The organism is Microbulbifer sp. YPW1, from assembly GCF_013367775.1.
GTDB lineage: Bacteria > Pseudomonadota > Gammaproteobacteria > Pseudomonadales > Cellvibrionaceae > Microbulbifer.
Genome location: NZ_CP055157.1, coordinates 3,437,767 through 3,458,012 on the forward strand (window position 1 = coordinate 3,437,767; position 20,246 = coordinate 3,458,012).

The window sequence follows — 20,246 nt, forward strand, 5'->3', positions numbered from 1 at the left end:
TGACATGTCAGTTTGCCCGCCAGACACAGACCCGGCAGCGGGTTGCGTGGGAAGGCAACTGAGCAGAAAACCCGGAGAAAAATAATGAAACCCTTTGCCGTCATCGGTGCGGGCCCCATGGGGCTTTGTAGTGTACGTAACCTGGCCAAGCACGGGATTCCCTGCGTGGGCTTCGAGATTCACAGTGATGTGGGTGGGCTGTGGGATATCGACAGCGAGACCAGCACCATGTACGAGTCTGCGCACCTGATTTCCTCCAAGAAAATGACCGAATTCGCGGAATTCCCCATGGGCGAAGACGTTGCGCTTTTCCCCCATCACCGTGAGATGCGTGATTACTTCCGCGACTACGCGCGGACCTTTGATCTCTACCGCCACTACGAGTTTGAGACCGAGGTGGTGAGCTGTGAGCGGGTCGGGAGCGACTGGCGTATTACCACCCGCTGTCGTGGGGAGGAGCAGACCCGGGAATTCGGTGGACTGCTGATTGCCAACGGCACACTGCATCACCCCAACATGCCCCAACTGCCCGGCGAGTTTGCCGGGGAGCTGCTGCACTCTTCCGATTACCGGGATCCGGCCATTTTTGACGGCAAGCGCGTACTGCTGGTGGGTTGCGGCAACAGCGGGGCAGATATTGCGGTGGATGCGGCCCACCGGGCGAGCAGCGTGGATATCAGTTTGCGTCGCGGCTATTACTTCCTGCCCAAGTTTATTGGCGGAAAAGCCACCGATGCGGTGGGCGGCAAGATCAAACTGCCGCGATTTGTGCAGCAGCGTATCAGTGCGGCCATCTCCAAATTCATGCTCGGCACGCCGGAGCAGTACGGCCTGCCGAAGCCGGATTACAAAATGTTCGAATCCCACCCGGTGATCAACTCGCTGATACTGCACCATATCGGCCACGGCGATATAAAACCGCGCAAGGATATCTCCGAGGTGAATGGTCATAAGGTCACTTTTACCGATGGCAGTAGTGGCGAGTACGACATGGTCATGATGGCCACCGGTTACAAACTGCACTATCCGTTTATCGATCGCGCGCACCTGAACTGGGAAGGGTTTGCGCCGCGTCTGTACCTGAACGTGTTCCACCCGGAATACGACAACCTGTTTCTGATGGGTATGGTGGAGGCTGCCGGCCTCGGCTGGGAGGGTCGCAACCGGCAGGCAGAAATGGTCGCGCTGTACATCAAGCAGTTGGCGGCCGGCGCGGAGTCCGCGCGCAAGCTGCAGCAGACCAAGCGCGCGGCCGCTGGCGAGCGTGCGGATGGGGGCATGAATTACCTGAAGCTGGAGCGCATGGCCTACTACGTGCACAAGGACACCTACCTCAAAGCACTGGCTGGTCACACTCGGGACTTGCTCCGGGACCTTCCGGTTGCGGATACTGCACGTTTTTCATCCAATTCGGCCGCGGTGACCCGCTGAGGTCGCTACGCCATGAATGACTTGAATACTGTAGTTACGACGTCCATCGACAGCTTCCAGATGTCTCCCGCAGCCCTGATCGCGTTGAACGCGGTGCTCGCGTTCATGATGTTTGGGGTTTCCATGGGGCTGCGCACCGCGGACTTCAGCCGTGTACTACGCCGCCCGGTGGCGCCGGTCACCGGGCTGTTGGCGCAGTTCCTGTTGCTGCCCGCCGTCACCTGCCTGGGTACCTGGGCGCTGGACATCAGTCCCGGACTGGCGCTGGGAATGATTCTCGTGTCCTGTTGCCCCGGCGGTAGCTTCTCCAACGTCATGACCTGGATCGGGCGTGCGAATGTGGCCACCTCGGTCAGCATGACCGCAATTTCCAGCCTCGCTGCGGTGGTCATGACCCCGTTCAATTTTGCCCTCTACGGCAGCCTCAACCCCAATACTCGCGACGCCTTGCAGGCTATTGCGCTGCCGGCGGAAAACATGGTGCTGATGGTGGTGTTGGTTCTGGCACTGCCGATGGCCCTGGGAATGATCGTCGGTGCCAAGTTTCCGGGCTTTGCCGAGCGCAGCGAGCGTCATTTCCGCACGGCATCGCTGATGGTGTTCCTGCTGTTTGTGGTGATTTCCTTCAGCAAACACTGGCAGACCGCGGTGCAGATCGCCGGAGCTGTACTGGTACTGGTGGTTGCGCACAACGCCATTGCTTTTCTGGTGGGCGACCTCGCCAGCCGCGCCGCGCGATTACCTCAGGGGGATCGCCGTGCGGTCACCATGGAGGTGGGGATACAGAATTCCGGGCTGGCGCTGGCGATCCTGTTTACGTTTTATCCAGAGGCTGGGGAGATGCTGGTCATCGCCGGTTTCTGGGGTGTCTGGCACCTGGTATCGGGCTTGAGTCTCGCGGGCTACTGGAACTTCAGCCAGCGCCGCCTGCTCGCCGCGACCCCGAAAGCGGCGGGCGATTGCCCGTAGGGTTTGTGCACCACCTACAACAATAAGAGCTGTATAGAAATGAGTGAAAAAAGGGTATTGATTACCGGCGCCGCCGGCTATGTGGGCGGCCAGCTTGGGGATCTTCTGGGTAAAACCATGCCGGTGGTGGGAGTGGATATCCAGCACCGGGAAACGGCTTTCCCGCTGTTTGTGATGGATATTTGCGATGCTGCCCTTGCGGAATTGATGCGTGCGGAGCGCATTACCCATGTGGTGCACCTGGCATCGGTGGTTTCACCGGGCCGCGATCGCGCGCGGGAATACCACATTGATGTGGAGGGCACGCGCAACGTGCTTGAGGCCTGTATTACCGCCGGAGTGGAGCACCTTACCCTGACCAGCAGTGGTGCCGCATACGGATACCATGCAGATAATCCTGCCTGGCTGGAAGAGACGCACGCATTGCGCGGCAATCCGGAATTTGCCTATTCCGATCACAAGCGCCTGGTAGAGGAAATGCTGGCGGAATACCGGCAGCGCCACCCTCAGCTCAAACAGCTGATTTTTAGGCCCTGTTCTATTATCGGTGCCACCACCAACAGCAAGATCAGCGACCTGTTTGCCGGCAGCGGCATTCTCGATCCCGGCGGCCACAATTCAGCGTTTGTCTTCATTTGGGATCAGGATGTGATCGGCGCGATTGAATACGGCGTGGTGCGCAGTGCCAGCGGCATTTTCAATCTTGCTGGTGATGGCGCCCTGACTCCGGCGGAGATTGCGCGGTTGCTCGGCAAGCCACTGCGGCGTCCGCCGGTGTGGTTGCTGAAAGCACTTTTGTGGGTTAGCTACAACCTGCGCCTGGGCAATGTGCAGCCTGCGCAAGTCATGTTTCTGCAGTACCGGCCGGTGCTGTTGAACACGCGCCTGAAGAACGAGCTGGGCTACCAGCCCAAAAAGACCTCCGCGGAAGCTTTTGCCTACTTTGCTACCAAGGCGCTGGGAATCAGCGTCGACCCCGGCGAAGCCAATGTGACTTGTGCTGGTACTGCTAAAGAGCAGGGAGTTCCGGCATGAGCGCTACGGGAGTAAAGCATATCAACCGGTCAAAAGTTGTCGTCGTCACTGGCGCTGCGGGTGGTCTCGGCTGGGCGCTGGTCCAGTCCCTGGTGAAGGCGCATGCTGGCGTAACGCCGCTGCGATTTGCCCTGGTCGATGTCAACGGCGAAGCGCTGGCGGCGCGCGGTCGCGAGCTTGAGCAACAGGATATCGACGCGGACATATTGGTTGCCGACCTGTCCAGTGAAAGCGCCGTGGCGGAATTGTGCGAGCGCTTGCGCGCGCTCTATCCGCATGTGGATCTGTTGATCAACAATGCGGGTATTACTCATCGCAGCCTCTCTACCCAGACCACCAATACGGTCATTCGCCGGGTGATGGCGGTGGATTACCACGCGCCGGTGGAATTGGCTCAGGGATTGCTGGTACCGCTGCGTGCGGCGGGTGGTTGTGTGGTGAATATCAGTTCCATGGCCGGCTGGATGCCGGTGCTGGGGCGTGCGGGTTACTGTGCAGCGAAGAGTGCGCTACATCAGTACTTTGAAACGTTCCGCGAAGAGGTTCGGGAAGAGGGGATCCGCGTATTGATGGTCTATCCGAGCTTCGTAGCAACGGATATCGATACCAATGCCCTGTCCGGCGACGGCGGGCGAGCCCGCCACGCGCAGAGCACCATCGGTCAGGTGCGCAGTGCGGACTGGATGGCCGACCGGATTGTGGCCGCGCAGATGGCGGGTAAGGAGCGGTTGTTCCCGCGGGACAAATCCCTGCTCGGTGCCTATCTGTATAAGCTGGCGCCGCGTCTGTTCCTGCGTCAGATGGTAAAAAACTTCCGCGTGGAGCTGGAAGAGGGACGCAAGCTGGTACGAGAGTAAGCCAGGTCCGCCAGGATCCGGGGGCGGCATCGGGATGATGCTGGCCTCCGTTGGCTTTTCCGCAATCTCCCGTCTCTTTTTCCGTCTCCTTCCGCTTCCCCATTTGCAATACCCCCGATAACCCGCCTGAAAACAGTCAGTCTAGCCCGACGTCGCAATTCCACGGCGCGCGACCTACAATTCACGTCCTGGATTGCCGGGTGCTGCCCCTCCTTGTTACCCGCGCAGAGAACTGGTTTCGAGCCTTCTATGCCCCTGATCGACAGTCACTGTCATTTTGATTTTGATGCGTTTTCCGCAGACCGCGAGCAGGTCTGGGATAGCTGCCAGCAGCGCGGTGTCCAGGCCCTGGTGATTCCGGGGGTGAGTATTCCCCAGTGGCGATCGCTATTTGCAATGGTGAATGCGCAGGCGGGCTGGTACGGCGCGGCGGGCGTGCATCCCTGGTGGGTTTCAAAGCTTACCCTTTCCCCGCAGCAGGTGTTCCGCGCGGTGGTGGAGCGGGTAGAGCGCGAACGCCGACAGGGCGCTGGGTGCTGTGTGGCAGTGGGGGAGTGCGGGCTGGATGGCAATATTGATCTTCCTCTGGAGCAGCAGCTACCGGTGTTCGAGGCGCAGCTGGAGGCAGCCAATACACTGTCGTTACCGGTAATCGTGCACAGTGTGCGCGCCCACAATGAAGTCATCCGCGCGTTGAAAAAAACTGGGGTAAAAAAGGCCGGTGTAATTCACGCATTCACCGGTAGCCGGGAAATTGCCGAGGAATATATCAAGCTTGGTTTTTATCTGGGGGTGGGGGGCTCCATCACCTATGAGCGCGCCGCCAAGACCCGCAGGACCCTGGCAGGCGTTCCGCTAGAGCATCTCTTGTTGGAATCCGACGCTCCGGACATGCCCCATGCCGGGCATCAGGGCGAGCGCAATAGCCCGGAATATTTGCCGGCTGTGGCTGAAACGCTGGCGGTGCTGCGCCAAGTGCCGGTGGAAAACATTGTCGCCCAAACTGGAAAAAACACGCAGGCGCTATTCGATCTATGACTTTCTCTGTCGAAGAATTTAAACAGCAGTTTCCGCTGTTCCAGCAAAGTGAAAACCGCGATCTGGTATATCTGGACAATGCGGCAACCACACAAAAGCCGGCCTGTGTCATTGAGGGTATCAGCGAGTTTTACCTGCATGCGAACGCGAACACCCACCGCTCCAGCCATCGACTGGCACGGCGCGCGACGGAAATGGTGGAGCAGGTACGGCGCGATGCCGCGGGGTTCCTGGGTGCGCAATCTGCTCGGGAAGTCATCTTCACCCGGGGGGCAACCGAGGGGCTGAATCTGCTGGCCAACAGCCTGTGCGCCACGCTGCGTGCGGGAGATGAAGTCCTGCTGTCCACCGCGGAACATCATGCGAATCTGGTGCCCTGGCAGATGATGGCCGAGCGATACAATCTGCAACTGCGCTTCGTGCCAGACGAGTGGGGCGTGCCGAATTTTGCGCGTATCGGGGAGGCGCTCACCTCGCGTACCCGCATTGTATCGGTAACCGCCGGTTCCAATGCGCTCGGGTTTCGCACCGATCTACAGGCGTTGCGTGAGGCGCTATCCGGGCGCGACCTGATGTGGGTGCTGGATGGTACGCAGCTGGCAGCACACGATGTGGTGGATGTGGCAGCCATTGGTTGCGATTTCTTTGTCTGTTCCGCACACAAGTTCTACGGTCCCACCGGTATCGGGCTGGTGTTCGGGCGCGAGGCGTTGCTGGCACAGCTGCCGCCGTGGCAGGGAGGTGGGGAGATGATCACCAGTGTCGACCTGCTGGCCAGCGAGTTTGCGGACTTGCCCCACCGCTTTGAGGCGGGAACCTCTTCCCTGGCTGCCATCGCCGGACTGGGTGCCTGTCTCAAATTTCTGGGGCGCTGCGACCGGCCGGCTATGGCCCGGCACGAGCAGGGCCTGCAACAGTACCTGCACGACCGCTTGGCACAGATTCCCGAGCTGGTGTTGTTGAGCCACAGTCAAAGCAATCTCGGTATCGTCACTTTCACTCATCCCCGTTGCGCTGCCATCGACCTGGCCCAGTGGCTGGACGGTAGGGATATTGCGGTGCGGGTAGGGCATCACTGTGCCCAGCCACTGCTGCGTGCCGCGGGCCACACCGCCACGGTGCGCGCGTCCTTTGCCGCGTACAACACCCGGCAGGACGCGGAGCGGTTTATGGCCGGGGTCGAGGAGTTCTTTGCCCAGCTGGATGCCGAAGATACCGGCGAGCCGCTGTCGGTTACCCCGGTTAGTGCTGCTCCAGAGTGGGTTGCGGATGATGTCTCTGCGCTCGATGTCGACATACTGCGCGGTCGCAAGACCTGGCAGGACCGTTATCGGACCCTGATGGGGTGGGCGAAAACCATTTCTCGCAAGGATGTGATTCGCCGCGAACAAAACCTGGTGCGCGGATGTGAATCCAGTGCGTGGCTGGTGCATCGCTGCGAGGGTGGCAGACACCTGTTTGCGCTGGATAGTGACAGCCGGATCGTAAAAGGGCTTGGCGCGCTATTGCTGACCCAGTTGAATGGGCAGCCTGCCGGTAGGGTAAACCGGGCTGAACTGGAGACGCTGTTCGAGGAGCTGGGATTGGCGCAGCAATTGAGTGAATCGCGCAGCAATGGATTCCGCGCGCTGATGGAGCGCGCGTTTGCCCTGATGTCCGAGTCGGTGGGTTAAGCGGGGGGCTCAGCCCTGTTTCACGATCCGCTCAATGGCCTTGCTGGCCGCAACAAAACCGAAGGTGGCGGTGACCATGGTGGCGGCGCCGAAACCGCCGCTGCAATCCAGTTTTACCCCGTTTTGCATGCTGCTTTTCTGCTGGCATACCTGTCCATCCGGCTGCGGATACACCATGGGTTCCGCGGAGTAGATGGCGTCTATGCCGAACTGGCGTTTGCTGGATTTCTGGAAGTTGTGAAAGCGATACAGGTGTTGCCGCACCTTGGCCAGCATCGGGTCGCTGACCGTGCGCCCCAGGTCCGCGCAGGTGATTTTGGTGGGGTCCTTCTTGCCACCCGCAGAGCCTACGGTCACCAGGCGGATCTTGCGCGCCTTGCAGTAGGCAATCAGCGCAGCCTTGATACGGGCGTTATCAAAGGCATCGATCACGATATCAATTCGTGCTTTTTCCGGGGCGAGCAGTTCGGCGAAATTGTCGCTGGCGATAAAGTCCTCGTGGGTTTCGATCGCAATGTCCGGATTGATTGCGCGCAGTCTCTCCGCCATTACGGATACCTTGATATCCCCCACAGTGTCGACGAGCGCGTGGATCTGGCGGTTGGTGTTGGTGATACAGATGTCGTCGAGATCAATCAGGGTAATCTTGCCGATACCGCTGCGCGCCAGCGCCTCCGCGGTCCAGCTGCCAACGCCGCCAATGCCGATCACGACCACGTGCGCGTCGTGCAGGCGCGCCAGGGCCGGTTCACCGTAGAGTCGGGCGATACCGCCAAATCGTTGCAGATAGGAGTCGCTGAGGGGCATGGGAAAATTCCGGGATTACTTCGTGCGGGGAATCTGAATCAGTCTAGGCCGGGAAAGGGGTTGCTGGAGTGGGGAGGGTGCAGGGCCGGGAGGCCCTGCACACGGCGATCACTTAGTGCACGTGACCGTGGTCGATTTCTTCCGGCGTGGCTTCACGCACGGCTACAACTTCGATTTCGAAGTGCAGTTCCACACCTGCCAGAGGGTGGTTGCCGTTGATGGTGACCTGGTCGCCGTCGATGTCGATGATCTCCACTTCAATGGGGTGGCCTTCAGTGCTCTGGGCGCGGAACGCCATGCCCACTTCCAGCTTTTCCACACCGCCGAAAGCGCTGCTCGGCAGGGTCTGGATCAGTTCGGGGTTCTGCGGGCCGTAGCCTTCTTCCGGGGCGATGACGACGGTGAATTTGTCGCCAGCGCTCTTGTCCAGCATTTCCTTTTCCAGGCCGGGGATAATATTGCCCACGCCCTGCAGGTACTTCAGCGGCTGTCCACCTTCGGAGGAGTCGATCACGGTGCCTTCGGCATCTTTCAGGGTGTAGTTGATCTCCACCACACTGTGGTTAGCAATTTTCATTGGCAATCTCTTGTATCTTGAGAGTGAGTTGTAGCGCTTACCGCTTACGGAAGGAAAAGCAAACGGGGGATAAAGGCTGTGTGAGGGGGCATTGTATGGGGCGGCCCCGACGGTCGCAACCGAGGGGGCGGGAGGAGGCCCGCGAAGCGGACTGGACCGCGCTCCGCAAAATGGGGTTCATTGGCTGCTTAACGCCGTCAATCCGGCGCTAGCAGGCGATACACAACGGCTCCTGGCAGCTTTCATAGAGGTCTGCGGCCGCGCGCACCAGGCGATTGCTGGCCTTGGCTGAGACGCCCTTTTCGAGCAGGCGCGCCTCGAAATACTCCAGCAGCGCCTCGAACAGTGCCGGGTTCAGCCCCCGGGCGAGGAAATTGGCGCGGGCACTGTGGACCGGCTCGGGCTGGCCGGACAGGGCATGGCTCAGGAACTGCGCCTGACGGCTGTGTTGCTTGCCGTGATCGGCCGTATCTTCCGGGGTCAGGTATTTGCCGATGGCGTGATAGAACTCGCCCACGGTTTCGTGCACGAAGGGGCGGCCGCCCAGCTGGGCGAGGGGGCCCTGCTCGTTGAAACCGGGACTGCTGCCCTGGGCTGCCGGTGTGACGGGCTTGTGTACGAGAACGGGTACAACTTTCGGCATAGGTAGATTCCCCCTGTGAGATGGTAATCATTCTTGTGATATTTTCGCGATGGCGCCCGGTTTGCCTCAATTCTGCGTATGCGCCCGTGCTGATTCCGGATCTGTGCCGGAGGCCCGGGTGTGGGCTGGGGGCTGCCTGTCGCGATATGGGCGGCAAGATTACGGGATGGATATACCACTGCCAACGAAGCCGCACGAAATTGTCACACTCTTCCACGGGTTGTGCCGGTGTGTTTAATTTCGTGCAGGATTTGGGCGCTGAAACCTTCGGCGCCTAGTAAAAAAATCCCTGAATGCGAGATGAATGTCCCCGGAAGTGGCGTGGGGCGAAGTGCCGCTGGTAGACTTGCCAGTTTAGTTTCGCGGCAGATTGACGGCGTGGGGCAGTAACCGAAGCATGGACCAGAACAGGAATAAGAGGCACTGAGTATGGCGAGCATTTTTACCCAGATCATCAACGGCGACCTGCCCGGCCATTTTGTCTGGCGCGACGATGTCGCGGTAGCCATCATGACCATCGCACCGATCAAGCCGGGGCACTGCCTGGTTATTCCCGTCGAAGAGATCAATCACTGGGACGATGTGCCCGCCGACGTCTCTGCCCACCTCATGGATGTGGCGAGCAAGGTCGCCAAGGCGCAAAAGCAGGTGTATTCACCGAAGCGGGTCGGGGTGATGGTCGCCGGCATCGAAGTGCCGCACACCCATTATCACCTTGTGCCGATCAATGAAATCGCGGATCTGGACTTTGCCCTGCAAAAGCAGGCCGAGCCCGAGGATCTCGCTGCCGAGGCGGCAAAGCTGCGCCAGGCGCTGGTAGCGCTCGGTTATCGCCAGGACGCCGAATAAGCCCTCCCGCGTTAAAAAGTTGCGGGTGGGTGCATCCATCCGCAGCTGTCGCCACGTCCTACTGGCAATCAACAAGAACAGGTAAACAGATCATGCTTCGCAGATTGTCTATTTTCGTTTCTCTGGCCCTGGCACTTTCACTTGCTGCGGTCGCTGCGCAGGCCCAGCAGGGCAGCCGCTCCTACCCGCTGGACGGGTTCACCGCCATCGCAGTAAAAGGGAGTTCCAACCTGAAAGTGGTTCAGGGGGATACTTTCTCGATTACTGCACATGGTGAGGAATCTGACCTTGCCTACGCCAAGGCGGAAGTGAAGCGCGATACCCTCGAGCTTTCCGTTGAGCAGGACAGCAAGAGCCTGTTCGGTATCGTTACCGTCAGCAGCGAACCAGAGATCGAATTCCGCGTGACCCTGCCCGTGATTAGCGGCATTCGTGTCACTGGCTCTGGCGATGCCATGGCCGATACCCTGGAAAGCGAAAAACTTGACCTGCGTGTGACTGGCTCCGGTCTGATCCGGGTGGAGAAGGTGGCTGCCGAATCCCTGAGCACGGGGGTTACCGGCTCCGGGGACCTGATTCTGGGTACGGTGCTGGCCGTGCATGGCTCGGCGGGTATTACCGGTTCTGGCGACATCCGTATGGACAACTTTATTGGCGAGGACTTCTCGGCGCAGATCAAGGGCTCCGGAGATATGGCCATCGGCGGCAAAGTGGCCAATCTGAACGTGACAGTGATGGGTTCCGGCGACTTTATGGGACGCAACCTGAGTGCCACCAACGCTGGCGGCGCAGTAATGGGCTCCGGCGATATTGTGCTGAAACGTCCCGCGAATGAGTCTTTCTCGGTGATGGGCTCTGGCGATGTGGCGCTGGTGGAGTAACCGTGCCCGGACAAGGACACGGAACGGTTTAGACTCAAGGGGTTGAAACGGTCGTCCGGGCCTCCATCTTGCTTTCATCACACTGATTGCAATGGCAGTACCGGAGACCGTCGCGTCGCTATCTCAGGTGTTGCTGGTACAGGGTATTGCTGGGCATTTTGCGCCGGTCCCCGTGCAAATCTGCTTAACTGCCGGCCGTGACGCAGCCGGTGGATACAGGGAGTATTCATGAGCGCATCTGACGGCGACGGCCGCGAGTCCGGCAAGGGCGCCAAACACCGCTTGCGCGCCCTGCGGGAGCGCTTCAAACATCTGCGCAAAGAAGCGCGAGACAAGTCCCACTGGGCCGCGGAGCGCCTGCTCGACAAGCGAATCTGTATCGGTATCACCGGTCTCAGCGGTGCCGGAAAATCTACCCTCATCAGCAGCCTGATCTACCAGCTAAGCCACCCGGACCGGGCCCAGCTGCCCGGTTTTGCCCCGGCGCTGAATGGCCGCCTGCTGGGCGCCGAACTGCATCCCGCCCTGGATACCGGATTGCCATTGTTTGAGTACCAGCGATGTCTGGATGCGCTCACTGCAAATCCGCCGCGCTGGCCCGAATCGACTCGCGACCTCTCCGCCCTCGAACTCCACGTGCACCTGCAGGGGCGGCGCCTGGGGCGTGACTACCGGCAGAAGGTGATACTGGAGCTACGCGACTATCCCGGCGAGTGGCTGATGGACCTGCCGCTGCTGCGAATGGATTTCGCTACCTGGTGCCGTCATCAGCGGGATCTGCTGGACGGCGCACCCCGTGCGGAGCTTGCCCCGGAGCTGTTGTCGGAACTGAACGCGCTGACGCCGGAAACCGTAGTGGATTCGGCCAAACTGGACAGCCTCTGGCAGAACTACCGCCAGTTCCTCAGGGACTGCCGCGGTGAGCGGAAACTGAGTTATCTGCAGCCGGGCAGGGCGCTTCTGGACAGCGAGGAATACGGTTTTTTCCCGCTGCCGGCATTGAGCCATCAGTCGCAGGGCGAATTACAGTCCTTGCCGGACAACAGCGTGTACAAGGTGCTGGAAGCGCGCTACCGGAACTACGTCGAACAGCAGGTCGCGCCCTTTGTGGATAGCCATTTCCGCCACCTGGACCGCCAGCTGGTGCTGGTGGATCTGATTGGCACCCTGTTTGCCGGCGAGGAATCCCTGGAGGATATGCGCAAGGCATTCGGGCATATCGCCGACACTTTCCGCTATGGCAGCAATGGCTTGCTGCGCAAACTGTGGCGCCCGCGGATTGACAGGTTGGTGTTTGCCGCGACCAAGGTGGACCAGGTGCTGGCGGCAGATCACGATGCTTTGCGACAGTTGCTCGGGCAGCAGTTGCAGCAGGTTTTCTCCGGGGCTCGCCATCGCGGCTTGCCCCTGTACTGTGAAGCCATTGCCGCGGTGCGCTGTTCCAATGAAAGTGTCCGCGATGGGCGCCGTATGCTGGTAGGGCACGCAATGGACGGTCGTTATCTCGGTTTCGAAAATGCCGAGATCATGGCGCATCTACCGCAGGACGGCGAATGGCGACATTACACTGGCGGGCTACCGCCCCAGTTGCGTCCGCCGGTGGGCATCGGTCGCGAGGGGTATATGCCCCATATTCGAATTGATGCCCTGCTTAATCTGCTGTTGGGAGACAAGGTGTAATGAGCGCCTCTGACGATCGACTGGACACTGAATCCGCCGCGCAACCTGCGCCCAAACCCCGCCGCCAGACCCGAATCGAAAACCTGGAAGTGGAAGAGCCCGCGGTGCACGAGCGGGCCAGCACCCGGGTGGAATCCCTGGCAGAGGAGCCCGGCGAGCTGCCGCGTTCAATTACCACCGGCGAGTCGCTACCGGATAAGATCTCGTTTTCCGAGTTGCGCCTGCCTTTTTTCCGCCTGCGGATGTGGAAGCCCGCACTGCTTGCCGGCTTGGCGCTGGCATTTGGTGCGGTGTTCTGGGAGTTGCGCCAGTTTTTCTACTGGGCTGCGGATATGCACTGGAGCCTGGGGCTGCTGGCCGGAGTCGTTATCGGCGCCTTGGTGCTCACCATGGCCAGTGCGGTGTGGGAGTACTTTCGTGCGGGCAAGCCACTGAGAAAACTGCAAAAAACCCAGCAGCTCGCGGCGGAGGTACGCGACAGTCGCGCCACCGATGCGGTGGCGCCACTTAACCAGCAGCTGCAGGAATTGTTTGCTGGCAAGCCGCAGGGTGCGCTGCTGGCCAGGGTGCAGGAAGAAACCCCGGATTATTACGACAACAGCGAGCTACTGCGCCATCTCGAGCTCAACTTTTTCGAAGCGCTGGACCAGGAAGCGCTGCGGCGTATTGTCCGCCACGCAACCACCACCGGTGCGCTGGTTGGTCTGAGCCCGTTCACCACTCTCGATGTGCTGGTGGCCCTGCGCCAGTCGATGCGCATGATCGACGACGTGGCGCAGATCTATGGCGTGCGTCCCTCTATGGTGGTGCGCTGGCGCCTGTTCAAGAAAATACTTGCCCTTGTGGCCTACAGTGGTGCCAGTGAGTACGCCGTCAGTGAACTGTGGCCGGAATTGGTGGGCGACAGCATGTTGAGTACCGTGTCTGCACGTCTGGGGCAGGGCATGGGAGCCAGTCTGTTTATGGCGCGTATCGGCCTCGCCGCGGTGCACAGCTGCCGCCCGATACCATTTTCTGAAAAACAGCGGCCGCGACTTGGTGCGCTTACAAAGCGTATTGCCAGTAGTCTCAAGGAGCGTTTGCTGGGGCGTGAGCAAAATCGTTGGCCGGATGCGGGGCTGTCACAGTCTGCAGCGGAAAAGGTATCGGCGCGACGGAGCGATGCTCGTGGACCAAACCAGGACGATTGATTTTGCGGAGTTTCTGATTGCGTAAATACAGCAGGCCCCTCGGGGCCTGCGTGCGTATTACTGGAACTGCTTTTTCATTAGCAGGCGGGTGTGGTGCTGATCCACCAGTGTGGCCAGGGTTTCGTAGCGGCTCTTGATGAATGGTCGCGGATTGTTGGTACCGGACTCGTCCGGGTACTCGACACCCTCACGTACCAGTTGCAGCTCTTTTGCCAGCTCTTTCATGGCATCGAAAATGGCTTTGGTGTTTTTGTCGTCGTAAAAAATGCGGCTGTTCGCGGTGTCGTTCAGGTACTCATCGCACTCACCCAGCCACTCGGCGCGCTGGTTAAGGAAGTTGATGGTGTTGCGAATGCCACCTTTGTACTCCGGTTTGAAGTTCTCGTTGACGTACTTCCCTAAACTTCGCATGCCCGAGTCTACAAACTGCTCTACCAGACCGTCGCAATAGCTTTCGGTGAGGTAAGACGGATGGGTTTTGGCTGATACTGAAGTACTGCACAGCGCGATTAGGCTCGTCATCATCGCCGCTTTCAGCGGCAGGAATTTACACTTCTGTGTGAGGCTCTGGGAAGGCGCGGCTTTTGATCTGTGAAACGTTTTCATTTTGCATGCCCTGCTGTTGTTTTCGCTATCAGGCTTGTTATTGTGATAAACGTCACATGAATAACGAAACGCCAATCTGATGTCAACGGCTTTTAAGTATGATTAGTCAGTAATGTGCTATTTGCTGAACCAGTACCGGTTTTTTAATGCAAAATCGGTGTAGGAGTACCCCGGTGCGGTGCATTTTTTGTCAGTTTGTTGAAGAAAATTTGAGCGCCTCGACCTTATCGGAATCCGGGGGCAACTTGTGTTAGGAGTGGATTTTGTCAGAGTTTGATTTCGATCTTTTCGTAATTGGCGCGGGTTCCGGTGGTGTGCGCGCTGCTCGTATGGCTGCTGCTACCGGCATGCGTGTAGCGGTAGCCGAAGATCGCTATATGGGCGGCACCTGCGTCAATGTGGGTTGTGTACCTAAAAAGCTTTTTGTGTATGCAAGCAGTTACCGCGAGGCGTTCGAGGACGCGCAAGCCTACGGATGGCAGGGCCAGACCGAGGCCAAGTTTGTATGGCCCACGCTGCGCGATAACAATGCCAAGGAAATAACCCGGCTCAATGGCATCTACCGCAAGCTGTTGGGTAACGCGGGAGTTCAGATTATCGATGGTCGGGCCAGGTTGACCGGGCGCCAGGAGGTGGCGGTCGGTGACAGCACCTATACCGCCGAGCGTATTCTGGTGGCCACCGGTGGCTGGCCTTTCGTGCCGGACTTTCCCGGCAGTGAGCACGCAATTACCTCCAACGAGGTATTTTCCCTGGAGGTTATGCCGCAGCGTGTGCTCGTGGTCGGTGGTGGCTATATCGCGGTGGAGTTCGCCGGTATTTTCGCCGGGCTGGGGGTGGAGACGCATTTGTCATACCGCCGCGATCTGTTCCTGCGTGGTTTCGACCGGGATATCAGGAACTTTGTGCGCGACGAAATGAGTAAAAAGCAGGTGAACCTGCATTTCAACCACGATGTGAAATCCATCGAGAAGCAGGCCGACGGCAGTCTCAAGGTGATTGATGCCGATGGTGGTGAGATGGAGGTCGATACGGTGCTGTATGCCACCGGCCGAAAACCCAATACCCACGGGCTGGGCCTGGAACGGCTGGGTGTGGTGCTGCACAAAGATGGAACCATTGGGGTGGATGACAACTTCCGCAGTAGCGTCACCTCGATTTTTGCCCTCGGCGACGTTACCGGTGGCCCGGAACTTACTCCGGTGGCGCTGGCTGAGGCCATGGCGCTGGTCAAGCATTGGCAGACGGGAAAAACCGCTGAGATCGATTACAACAACATTCCCACAGCGGTTTTTTGCCAGCCCAATATAGGGACTGTTGGCCTTACGGAAGAAGAGGCGCGTCAGGCGCAAATTCCGGTGGTGATTTACAAGTCGGATTTTCGCGCTATGCGCCACGCCGTAAGCGGGCGTGACGAGCGTACCCTGATGAAACTGATCGTGGATGGCAGTAACGACAAGGTGGTCGGTGCGCATATGGTGGGGCCAGATGCGGGAGAAATCATTCAGGGCATTGCTGTGGCCATGAAGGCTGGGGCGACCAAGACGGTGTTCGATCAGACCATTGGTATCCACCCCACGGCAGCGGAGGAGTTTGTCACCATGCGCACGCCGGTGGCCGACTGATATCGCATATGTAAGTAGAGGGTATAGGAAGGCAATCGCCATTGCCTTCCACGGGCGCGCAGCACCCGATGGGAGGCAATAAAAAGGCCGTGCCAGCAGCTAATCTGTCTGGCACGGCCTTTTTTGTGTTTTTTCACTCCTTGCCCGAGGGGCCATCAAGGGGCCATCAATGGAGTCCGGCTTTGGCCGCTGGCGCCGGCCCGGAGGAGGCGCCAGAAAGCATGCCGCTAACTAAACCTGAAAGTTGTTCGCTGGGGCCCTGCCGGGCGTTGGCGCTCCGTGGGCAGGCCCGGCAGATTATTCGGTTTCGGGCTCTTCCAGTGTCGGTACCTGGTAGCGGCGGGTCTTGCGACGATCCCCCCGTTCTTTCAGGCAGCGCTCTACAGAACTGAATGCTCCGTTCACAGCGCGGTGGATAGAGTCGCTTTCATTGGTGATGGTGACCGGATTGCCGCTCAGGGCCAATTCGACGGAAGCCTTGTATTGCTTGCCTTTGTGCTTGTGCTGATGAGGGGCTTCGAGGACTACACGGCTTCGTATGATGTCGCCACAATAACGTTCCAGCTTATTGAGCTTTCTGGATACGGTGTCTGCAAGGGCTGCAGATTTATCGATATCACGGAACACGATGTTATCGTAAGGCGCAGATTTCATTGGCACATACCTCCGGTTATAAAGGGTCTATGCAGGCCGCAATGTGCGGTTTGCTAAAAGAAGGTAGGGCGCCCTGTAGGGAGTTCTGCTCAGCAGGAAAATCGGATCACCAGAGGTCGCATGTTCAATATTTGCCTTAACGGCAATGAGTGTGTTTTGCGCCCGGGCCGGTTTCCCAACTGGGTCAGGAGTATCTCCCTGTGATCCATAATGCGATTCTCAAAAAAAAAATCAAGCACCGCGATCAATAAATTGTCATAAAAAATTGCTAGCGGCGGGGGAACTTTTTCAGGGTCGCAATATTTCGTTTTCAGGCACAAGTCACCAGGGGTAAATCAATCTCGTTGGCATGGTCATTGCTGCGTAAATAAGTCTGGGTTACATTGAGCCGCCTCATGGGGGCTCTGTGCGCCCCGGGTTTTCCGGGTATCGCCTGTATCTGGGGTGATGCGGTGCTAAGCCGGACAGGCCCGGGTTGGAACGGTGGAACGGTATACAGTCAGCGTTACCCGCGACAAACCCGTGCGATTTCTGAAGTAAAAATTCAAACAACGGACTTTTGACTATGGCGGTAAAGCGTGGCCGCGCTCTGTTTTTTGCGAGCGCGTTGGGGGTGTTCAGCTGGTGCGGGTTGGTGCAGGGGGCATCAAATCTAACTGTTGAACAGAACAAACTTGCGCGAATGGAGCAGACCCAGGAAAACCGACTGGTAGAGCTCGAGGATGTAGAGAATGAAATGCTCGCGTATGAGTACAAACTCAAACGTGCGCAAGAGTCACTTTCCAAAGCTCGTGAAAATCACGAGCAAACCCTGAAAGAGCTCAAGGCTGCCGAGCGCGAACATAAACTGGGTGCCAACACCGATACCGAGCGCGCCTTGCACAAGGCGAAGCACGCATACGCAATGGCCGAGCGTGGGGTAGACAGCCGGAATCGCCGGGTTGAGATCATCGAGTCCACCTTCGGGGAACTGGAGTCGCGCCTGAAGGCTTCTCAGGCCTCTGTGGAGGCAGGTAAATCCCGTCTGTCGGCACAGCAGGCGCGGGTCGATAAGCTGGTCAAGGCCATGCTGGTGCAGGCGGAGAACGAAAAAGAGGCGAGCCGCAAGGCTGCGGCGGCGCCAGCGGCTCCGAAACCGAGCCTCGCCGCGCTGGAGCAGCCGACCATGCCTGAACTGCAGGCGCCCGAGGCGCAGGCCTCATCGGCGGAAGCGACGGAGCCTGAGGTTCAGGAAGTGTCCCAGGCGGTACAGCGCGAAGTGGACCCAGAGCTGGTGGACTATGTGCGCGGTGAGCGCGAGCGCCTGCAAAAGCTGCTGGGCGAGCTCGATGAGGGCGATAGCGGCAAGCAGACGTTCCGCAATCTGTCCCTGCGCCCGTCCGGGGATGAATCCATTGAGTTCGAGTTTCTGGGGGAAAATCAGTATCGTCTGATCGCTCCGGTGAGTGCTGGTCGTCAGACTTACAAGATCAACTCATGGAAGTTCCGCCGTACGATTCCCTCCGATGACGACGGAGAACGCTATGTATTTATTTTTGACGCCCGCCGCCTGTCTCGTCCGCGCCTGGTGATGTATCCGGAGTACGTCCTGAAACAGCTGGACTAACCGGTCATCCGGAGCCTAAACGCCAAGCGCCGCTGAAGCGCTATCCAGAAAGGCCCGCATTGCGGGCCTTTTTTGTGTCTGCGAGGCGGGTGTAGTGGATTGTCGGGGGCGGCGTCAGGACCGCAGCGGTAGCGTGAGCAGCGGACGATATTGACTGCCGCCGGGAGCGAGGAGGCTGTGGTACAGGGTCAGGTTGTCCAGGTTGCAGGTGAAAGCGGCGGGAACGGGCGGTATCCGGGCGAAGCCCGATCGGCTTCTGGCCAGCGTGAAATGCGGGCGAAAAGTTTTGCGTTCCGGTTGCTTGCCGATTGCTTCCATCAGTGCGCTGCACTGTCGGTGCAGTGACATGAGTTCAGGGTTGGGAAGCAACTCGCTGGCGAGCATTTTTGCCCTTTCCCTGGGGAAGGGATGGGTGCTGACAATCTGCCCGCAGCAGGCGTCGCTGCGCTCGGCAATTTCTCGCAGGATTCCCTCTACCGCATCAATTTTCCCGACATCGGTGTCGCCGAGAAACGCCAGCGTGAGGTGACGGTTGGCATGGCTGAGCCAGCGGCAATCACGAGGTAGCCCGAATCCGTCACAGTGTTGCGCAGTGGCGTCCAGGAAGCGCTGGGTTGCGGCGTCCGGGGCAATGCCGATAAACAGGCGTACAAGGGATCCGGGGGTGGTTGAATCTGTAACAGCTTTCTGCGCGCCACTAACTTTTTGCATAAATTTTCAGTTTTTACCCTTGAAGCCCTTTGTGGTGCCCCTATATACATTGGTGAGGGCGGCAGGCTCGACAGAGGTGCCTTCCTCAGACCGGTAAATTGCCAAGTACCTTTCCCGAAATTTTGCGGAAACGTTTAAGGCGACTGGCCGGAAATGAATTGCCTGGTACATCGTGTACAGGCGTTTTACCAATATTGCTCTGAATTGAGGATATGACAATGCGTAATTTAGATCTCTCCCCTCTGTATCGTTCCGCTATCGGTTTTGATCGTCTGGCCAGCCTGCTGGATAACATGACCACGACCGAGCAGAACCAGCCCGCGTACCCTCCCTACAATATCGAGTTGACTGGTGAGGACGCATACCGAATTTCAATGGCCGTTGCGGGTTTTGACGAGTCCGAACTGGATATCCAGATGGAACAAAATCGCCTGACTGTCAGCGGCAAAAAGCCTGTCGAGGAAGGCAAGCGCAATTTCTTGCATCGCGGAATCGCCGCACGAAATTTCGAGCGACGTTTCCAGCTCGCCGATCACGTGCGGGTAACCGATGCCCAGCTGGCGAACGGCTTGCTGCATATCGAGCTGGTTCGGGAAATTCCCGAAGCCATGAAACCGCGCAAGATAGAAATCTCCAGTGGTAACCTGCTGCAGTCCAAACAGGACGAAGGTAAATCCGCAGCCGAGGTATCCGGTGTGAAAGCGGATGCAGGGCGCGATCAAGCAGCCTGAATGTGACGCTGCTGCAATCGGAAACTGACGGGCGGGGATCTGAGTATCCCTGTCCACTGTGCCGCCATCCGGCGGCACAGTTTTATCATCGCGATAAATTTCGCTCTTATTACCAGTGCGGCGAATGCACGTTGGTGTTCGTCCCTCCCGAATTTCACCTCTCCCCGCAGGCTGAAAAGGCCTATTACGATTTGCATGAGAATTCCGCGGCGGACGAGGGATACCGCCGATTCCTGAGCCGCTGTGCTGCGCCCCTGCTGGAGCGATTACCGGCATCTTCTCGCGGCCTGGATTTTGGCTGCGGCCCGGCGCCCGCGCTCGCGCAAATGCTCGCGCAGAGCGGTCATACCATGGCGACTTACGACCTGTATTATCAGCCCGATGATTCGGTGCTGGGGCAGCATTTTGATTTTGTTGTGAGCACCGAGGTGGTTGAACACCTGAGTGAGCCGTTATCTGTGCTGGAGATGCTCTGGCAGCAGATTCACCCGGGCGGTGTGCTGGCATTGATGACGAAACTGGTGGCATCGCCGGAGCGCTTTGCCAGTTGGCACTATATCCGCGACCCTACCCATATCGTATTTTTCAGTGCGCACACCTTTCACTGGCTGGCGCAGCACCTGGGTGCCGAGGTAGCGTTCCACGGTAGTGACGTAATCTTCCTGAGCAAGCCCACCTGAACC

At 58.8% G+C, this 20,246-nt stretch carries 20 protein-coding genes; 14 read left to right on the forward strand and 6 right to left on the reverse strand.

The features are described from left to right. Positions 1-84: 84 nt before the first annotated feature. From HUW35_RS13950 to HUW35_RS13975, 6 genes are all read left to right on the forward strand, one after another. Positions 85-1,431, forward strand: coding sequence for an NAD(P)/FAD-dependent oxidoreductase (locus HUW35_RS13950; RefSeq protein ID WP_181252872.1), 1,347 nt, complete (start codon positions 85-87; stop codon positions 1,429-1,431). Between the two features lie 12 nt (positions 1,432-1,443). Further along, complete coding sequence (locus HUW35_RS13955) at positions 1,444-2,400, forward strand: bile acid:sodium symporter family protein (protein ID WP_255463313.1); 957 nt, start codon at positions 1,444-1,446, stop codon at positions 2,398-2,400. A gap of 39 nt (positions 2,401-2,439) precedes the next feature. After that, the gene (locus tag HUW35_RS13960) at positions 2,440-3,435 is read left to right on the forward strand and encodes an SDR family oxidoreductase (RefSeq protein ID WP_181252873.1); all 996 of its coding nucleotides are present in this window, start codon (positions 2,440-2,442) and stop codon (positions 3,433-3,435) included. Beyond that, the gene (locus HUW35_RS13965; protein ID WP_181252874.1) at positions 3,432-4,292 is read left to right on the forward strand and encodes an SDR family oxidoreductase; all 861 of its coding nucleotides are present in this window, start codon (positions 3,432-3,434) and stop codon (positions 4,290-4,292) included. Before HUW35_RS13960 ends, HUW35_RS13965 begins: the two co-directional genes overlap by 4 nt. Before the next feature lie 249 nt (positions 4,293-4,541). After that, the gene (locus HUW35_RS13970; RefSeq protein ID WP_181252875.1) at positions 4,542-5,330 is read left to right on the forward strand and encodes a TatD family hydrolase; all 789 of its coding nucleotides are present in this window, start codon (positions 4,542-4,544) and stop codon (positions 5,328-5,330) included. Beyond that, entirely contained in the window at positions 5,327-7,003 is a 1,677-nt protein-coding gene (locus HUW35_RS13975) for an aminotransferase class V-fold PLP-dependent enzyme (RefSeq protein ID WP_181252876.1), read from the forward strand. Before HUW35_RS13970 ends, HUW35_RS13975 begins: the two co-directional genes overlap by 4 nt. A gap of 9 nt (positions 7,004-7,012) precedes the next feature. Here HUW35_RS13975 and tcdA read toward each other — a convergent pair whose 3' ends face one another. The 3 genes from tcdA to HUW35_RS13990 form a co-directional block, all read right to left on the reverse strand. Then, positions 7,013-7,810 (reverse strand): tRNA cyclic N6-threonylcarbamoyladenosine(37) synthase TcdA, encoded by a 798-nt coding sequence (tcdA, locus tag HUW35_RS13980; RefSeq protein ID WP_181252877.1) that lies wholly within the window; start codon positions 7,808-7,810, stop codon positions 7,013-7,015. Positions 7,811-7,922: 112 nt separating this feature from the next. After that, on the reverse strand, positions 7,923-8,387 hold the full coding sequence (locus tag HUW35_RS13985) for a peptidylprolyl isomerase (protein WP_181252878.1): 465 nt from the start codon (positions 8,385-8,387) through the stop codon (positions 7,923-7,925). Positions 8,388-8,595: 208 nt separating this feature from the next. Beyond that, positions 8,596-9,030, reverse strand: coding sequence for a hypothetical protein (locus tag HUW35_RS13990; protein ID WP_255463314.1), 435 nt, complete (start codon positions 9,028-9,030; stop codon positions 8,596-8,598). Between the two features lie 429 nt (positions 9,031-9,459). On the opposite strand from HUW35_RS13990, the gene HUW35_RS13995 reads away from it, so the two are divergent. From HUW35_RS13995 to HUW35_RS14010, 4 genes are all read left to right on the forward strand, one after another. Then, complete coding sequence (locus HUW35_RS13995) at positions 9,460-9,879, forward strand: HIT family protein (protein ID WP_181252879.1); 420 nt, start codon at positions 9,460-9,462, stop codon at positions 9,877-9,879. Positions 9,880-9,971: 92 nt separating this feature from the next. Beyond that, positions 9,972-10,760 (forward strand): GIN domain-containing protein, encoded by a 789-nt coding sequence (locus HUW35_RS14000; protein WP_181252880.1) that lies wholly within the window; start codon positions 9,972-9,974, stop codon positions 10,758-10,760. Between the two features lie 228 nt (positions 10,761-10,988). After that, positions 10,989-12,440 carry a YcjX family protein gene (locus tag HUW35_RS14005; RefSeq protein WP_181252881.1) on the forward strand — a complete coding sequence of 484 codons (1,452 nt, stop codon included), beginning with the start codon at positions 10,989-10,991 and terminating at the stop codon, positions 12,438-12,440. Beyond that, a complete protein-coding gene (locus HUW35_RS14010) occupies positions 12,440-13,630 on the forward strand; it encodes a TIGR01620 family protein (protein ID WP_181252882.1) in 1,191 nt (396 codons plus the stop codon). The genes HUW35_RS14005 and HUW35_RS14010 overlap by 1 nt, the downstream gene beginning before the upstream one ends. Positions 13,631-13,687: 57 nt before the next feature. On the opposite strand, the gene HUW35_RS14015 is transcribed toward HUW35_RS14010, so the two are convergent. Beyond that, entirely contained in the window at positions 13,688-14,155 is a 468-nt protein-coding gene (locus HUW35_RS14015; RefSeq protein WP_255463315.1) for a hypothetical protein, read from the reverse strand. A gap of 344 nt (positions 14,156-14,499) precedes the next feature. Between HUW35_RS14015 and gorA the strand changes: the two genes are divergently transcribed. After that, positions 14,500-15,861, forward strand: coding sequence for a glutathione-disulfide reductase (gorA, locus tag HUW35_RS14020; RefSeq protein ID WP_181252884.1), 1,362 nt, complete (start codon positions 14,500-14,502; stop codon positions 15,859-15,861). Positions 15,862-16,158: 297 nt separating this feature from the next. On the opposite strand, the gene hpf is transcribed toward gorA, so the two are convergent. Further along, the gene (hpf, locus tag HUW35_RS14025; RefSeq protein WP_181252885.1) at positions 16,159-16,515 is read right to left on the reverse strand and encodes a ribosome hibernation-promoting factor, HPF/YfiA family; all 357 of its coding nucleotides are present in this window, start codon (positions 16,513-16,515) and stop codon (positions 16,159-16,161) included. Positions 16,516-17,197: 682 nt separating this feature from the next. On the opposite strand from hpf, the gene HUW35_RS14030 reads away from it, so the two are divergent. Further along, positions 17,198-18,121 carry a hypothetical protein gene (locus HUW35_RS14030; RefSeq protein WP_181252886.1) on the forward strand — a complete coding sequence of 308 codons (924 nt, stop codon included), beginning with the start codon at positions 17,198-17,200 and terminating at the stop codon, positions 18,119-18,121. A gap of 114 nt (positions 18,122-18,235) precedes the next feature. On the opposite strand, the gene thpR is transcribed toward HUW35_RS14030, so the two are convergent. Further along, positions 18,236-18,832: an RNA 2',3'-cyclic phosphodiesterase gene (gene thpR, locus HUW35_RS14035; RefSeq protein ID WP_181252887.1), complete on the reverse strand. Its 597-nt coding sequence runs from the start codon at positions 18,830-18,832 to the stop codon at positions 18,236-18,238. A 218-nt stretch (positions 18,833-19,050) separates the two neighbouring features. On the opposite strand from thpR, the gene HUW35_RS14040 reads away from it, so the two are divergent. Together HUW35_RS14040 and HUW35_RS14045 are read left to right on the forward strand one after the other, a co-directional pair. Further along, positions 19,051-19,563, forward strand: coding sequence for an Hsp20 family protein (locus HUW35_RS14040; protein WP_181252888.1), 513 nt, complete (start codon positions 19,051-19,053; stop codon positions 19,561-19,563). A gap of 134 nt (positions 19,564-19,697) precedes the next feature. Beyond that, positions 19,698-20,243 (forward strand): class I SAM-dependent methyltransferase, encoded by a 546-nt coding sequence (locus HUW35_RS14045; RefSeq protein ID WP_255463316.1) that lies wholly within the window; start codon positions 19,698-19,700, stop codon positions 20,241-20,243. The last annotated feature ends 3 nt before the right edge of the window (positions 20,244-20,246 follow it).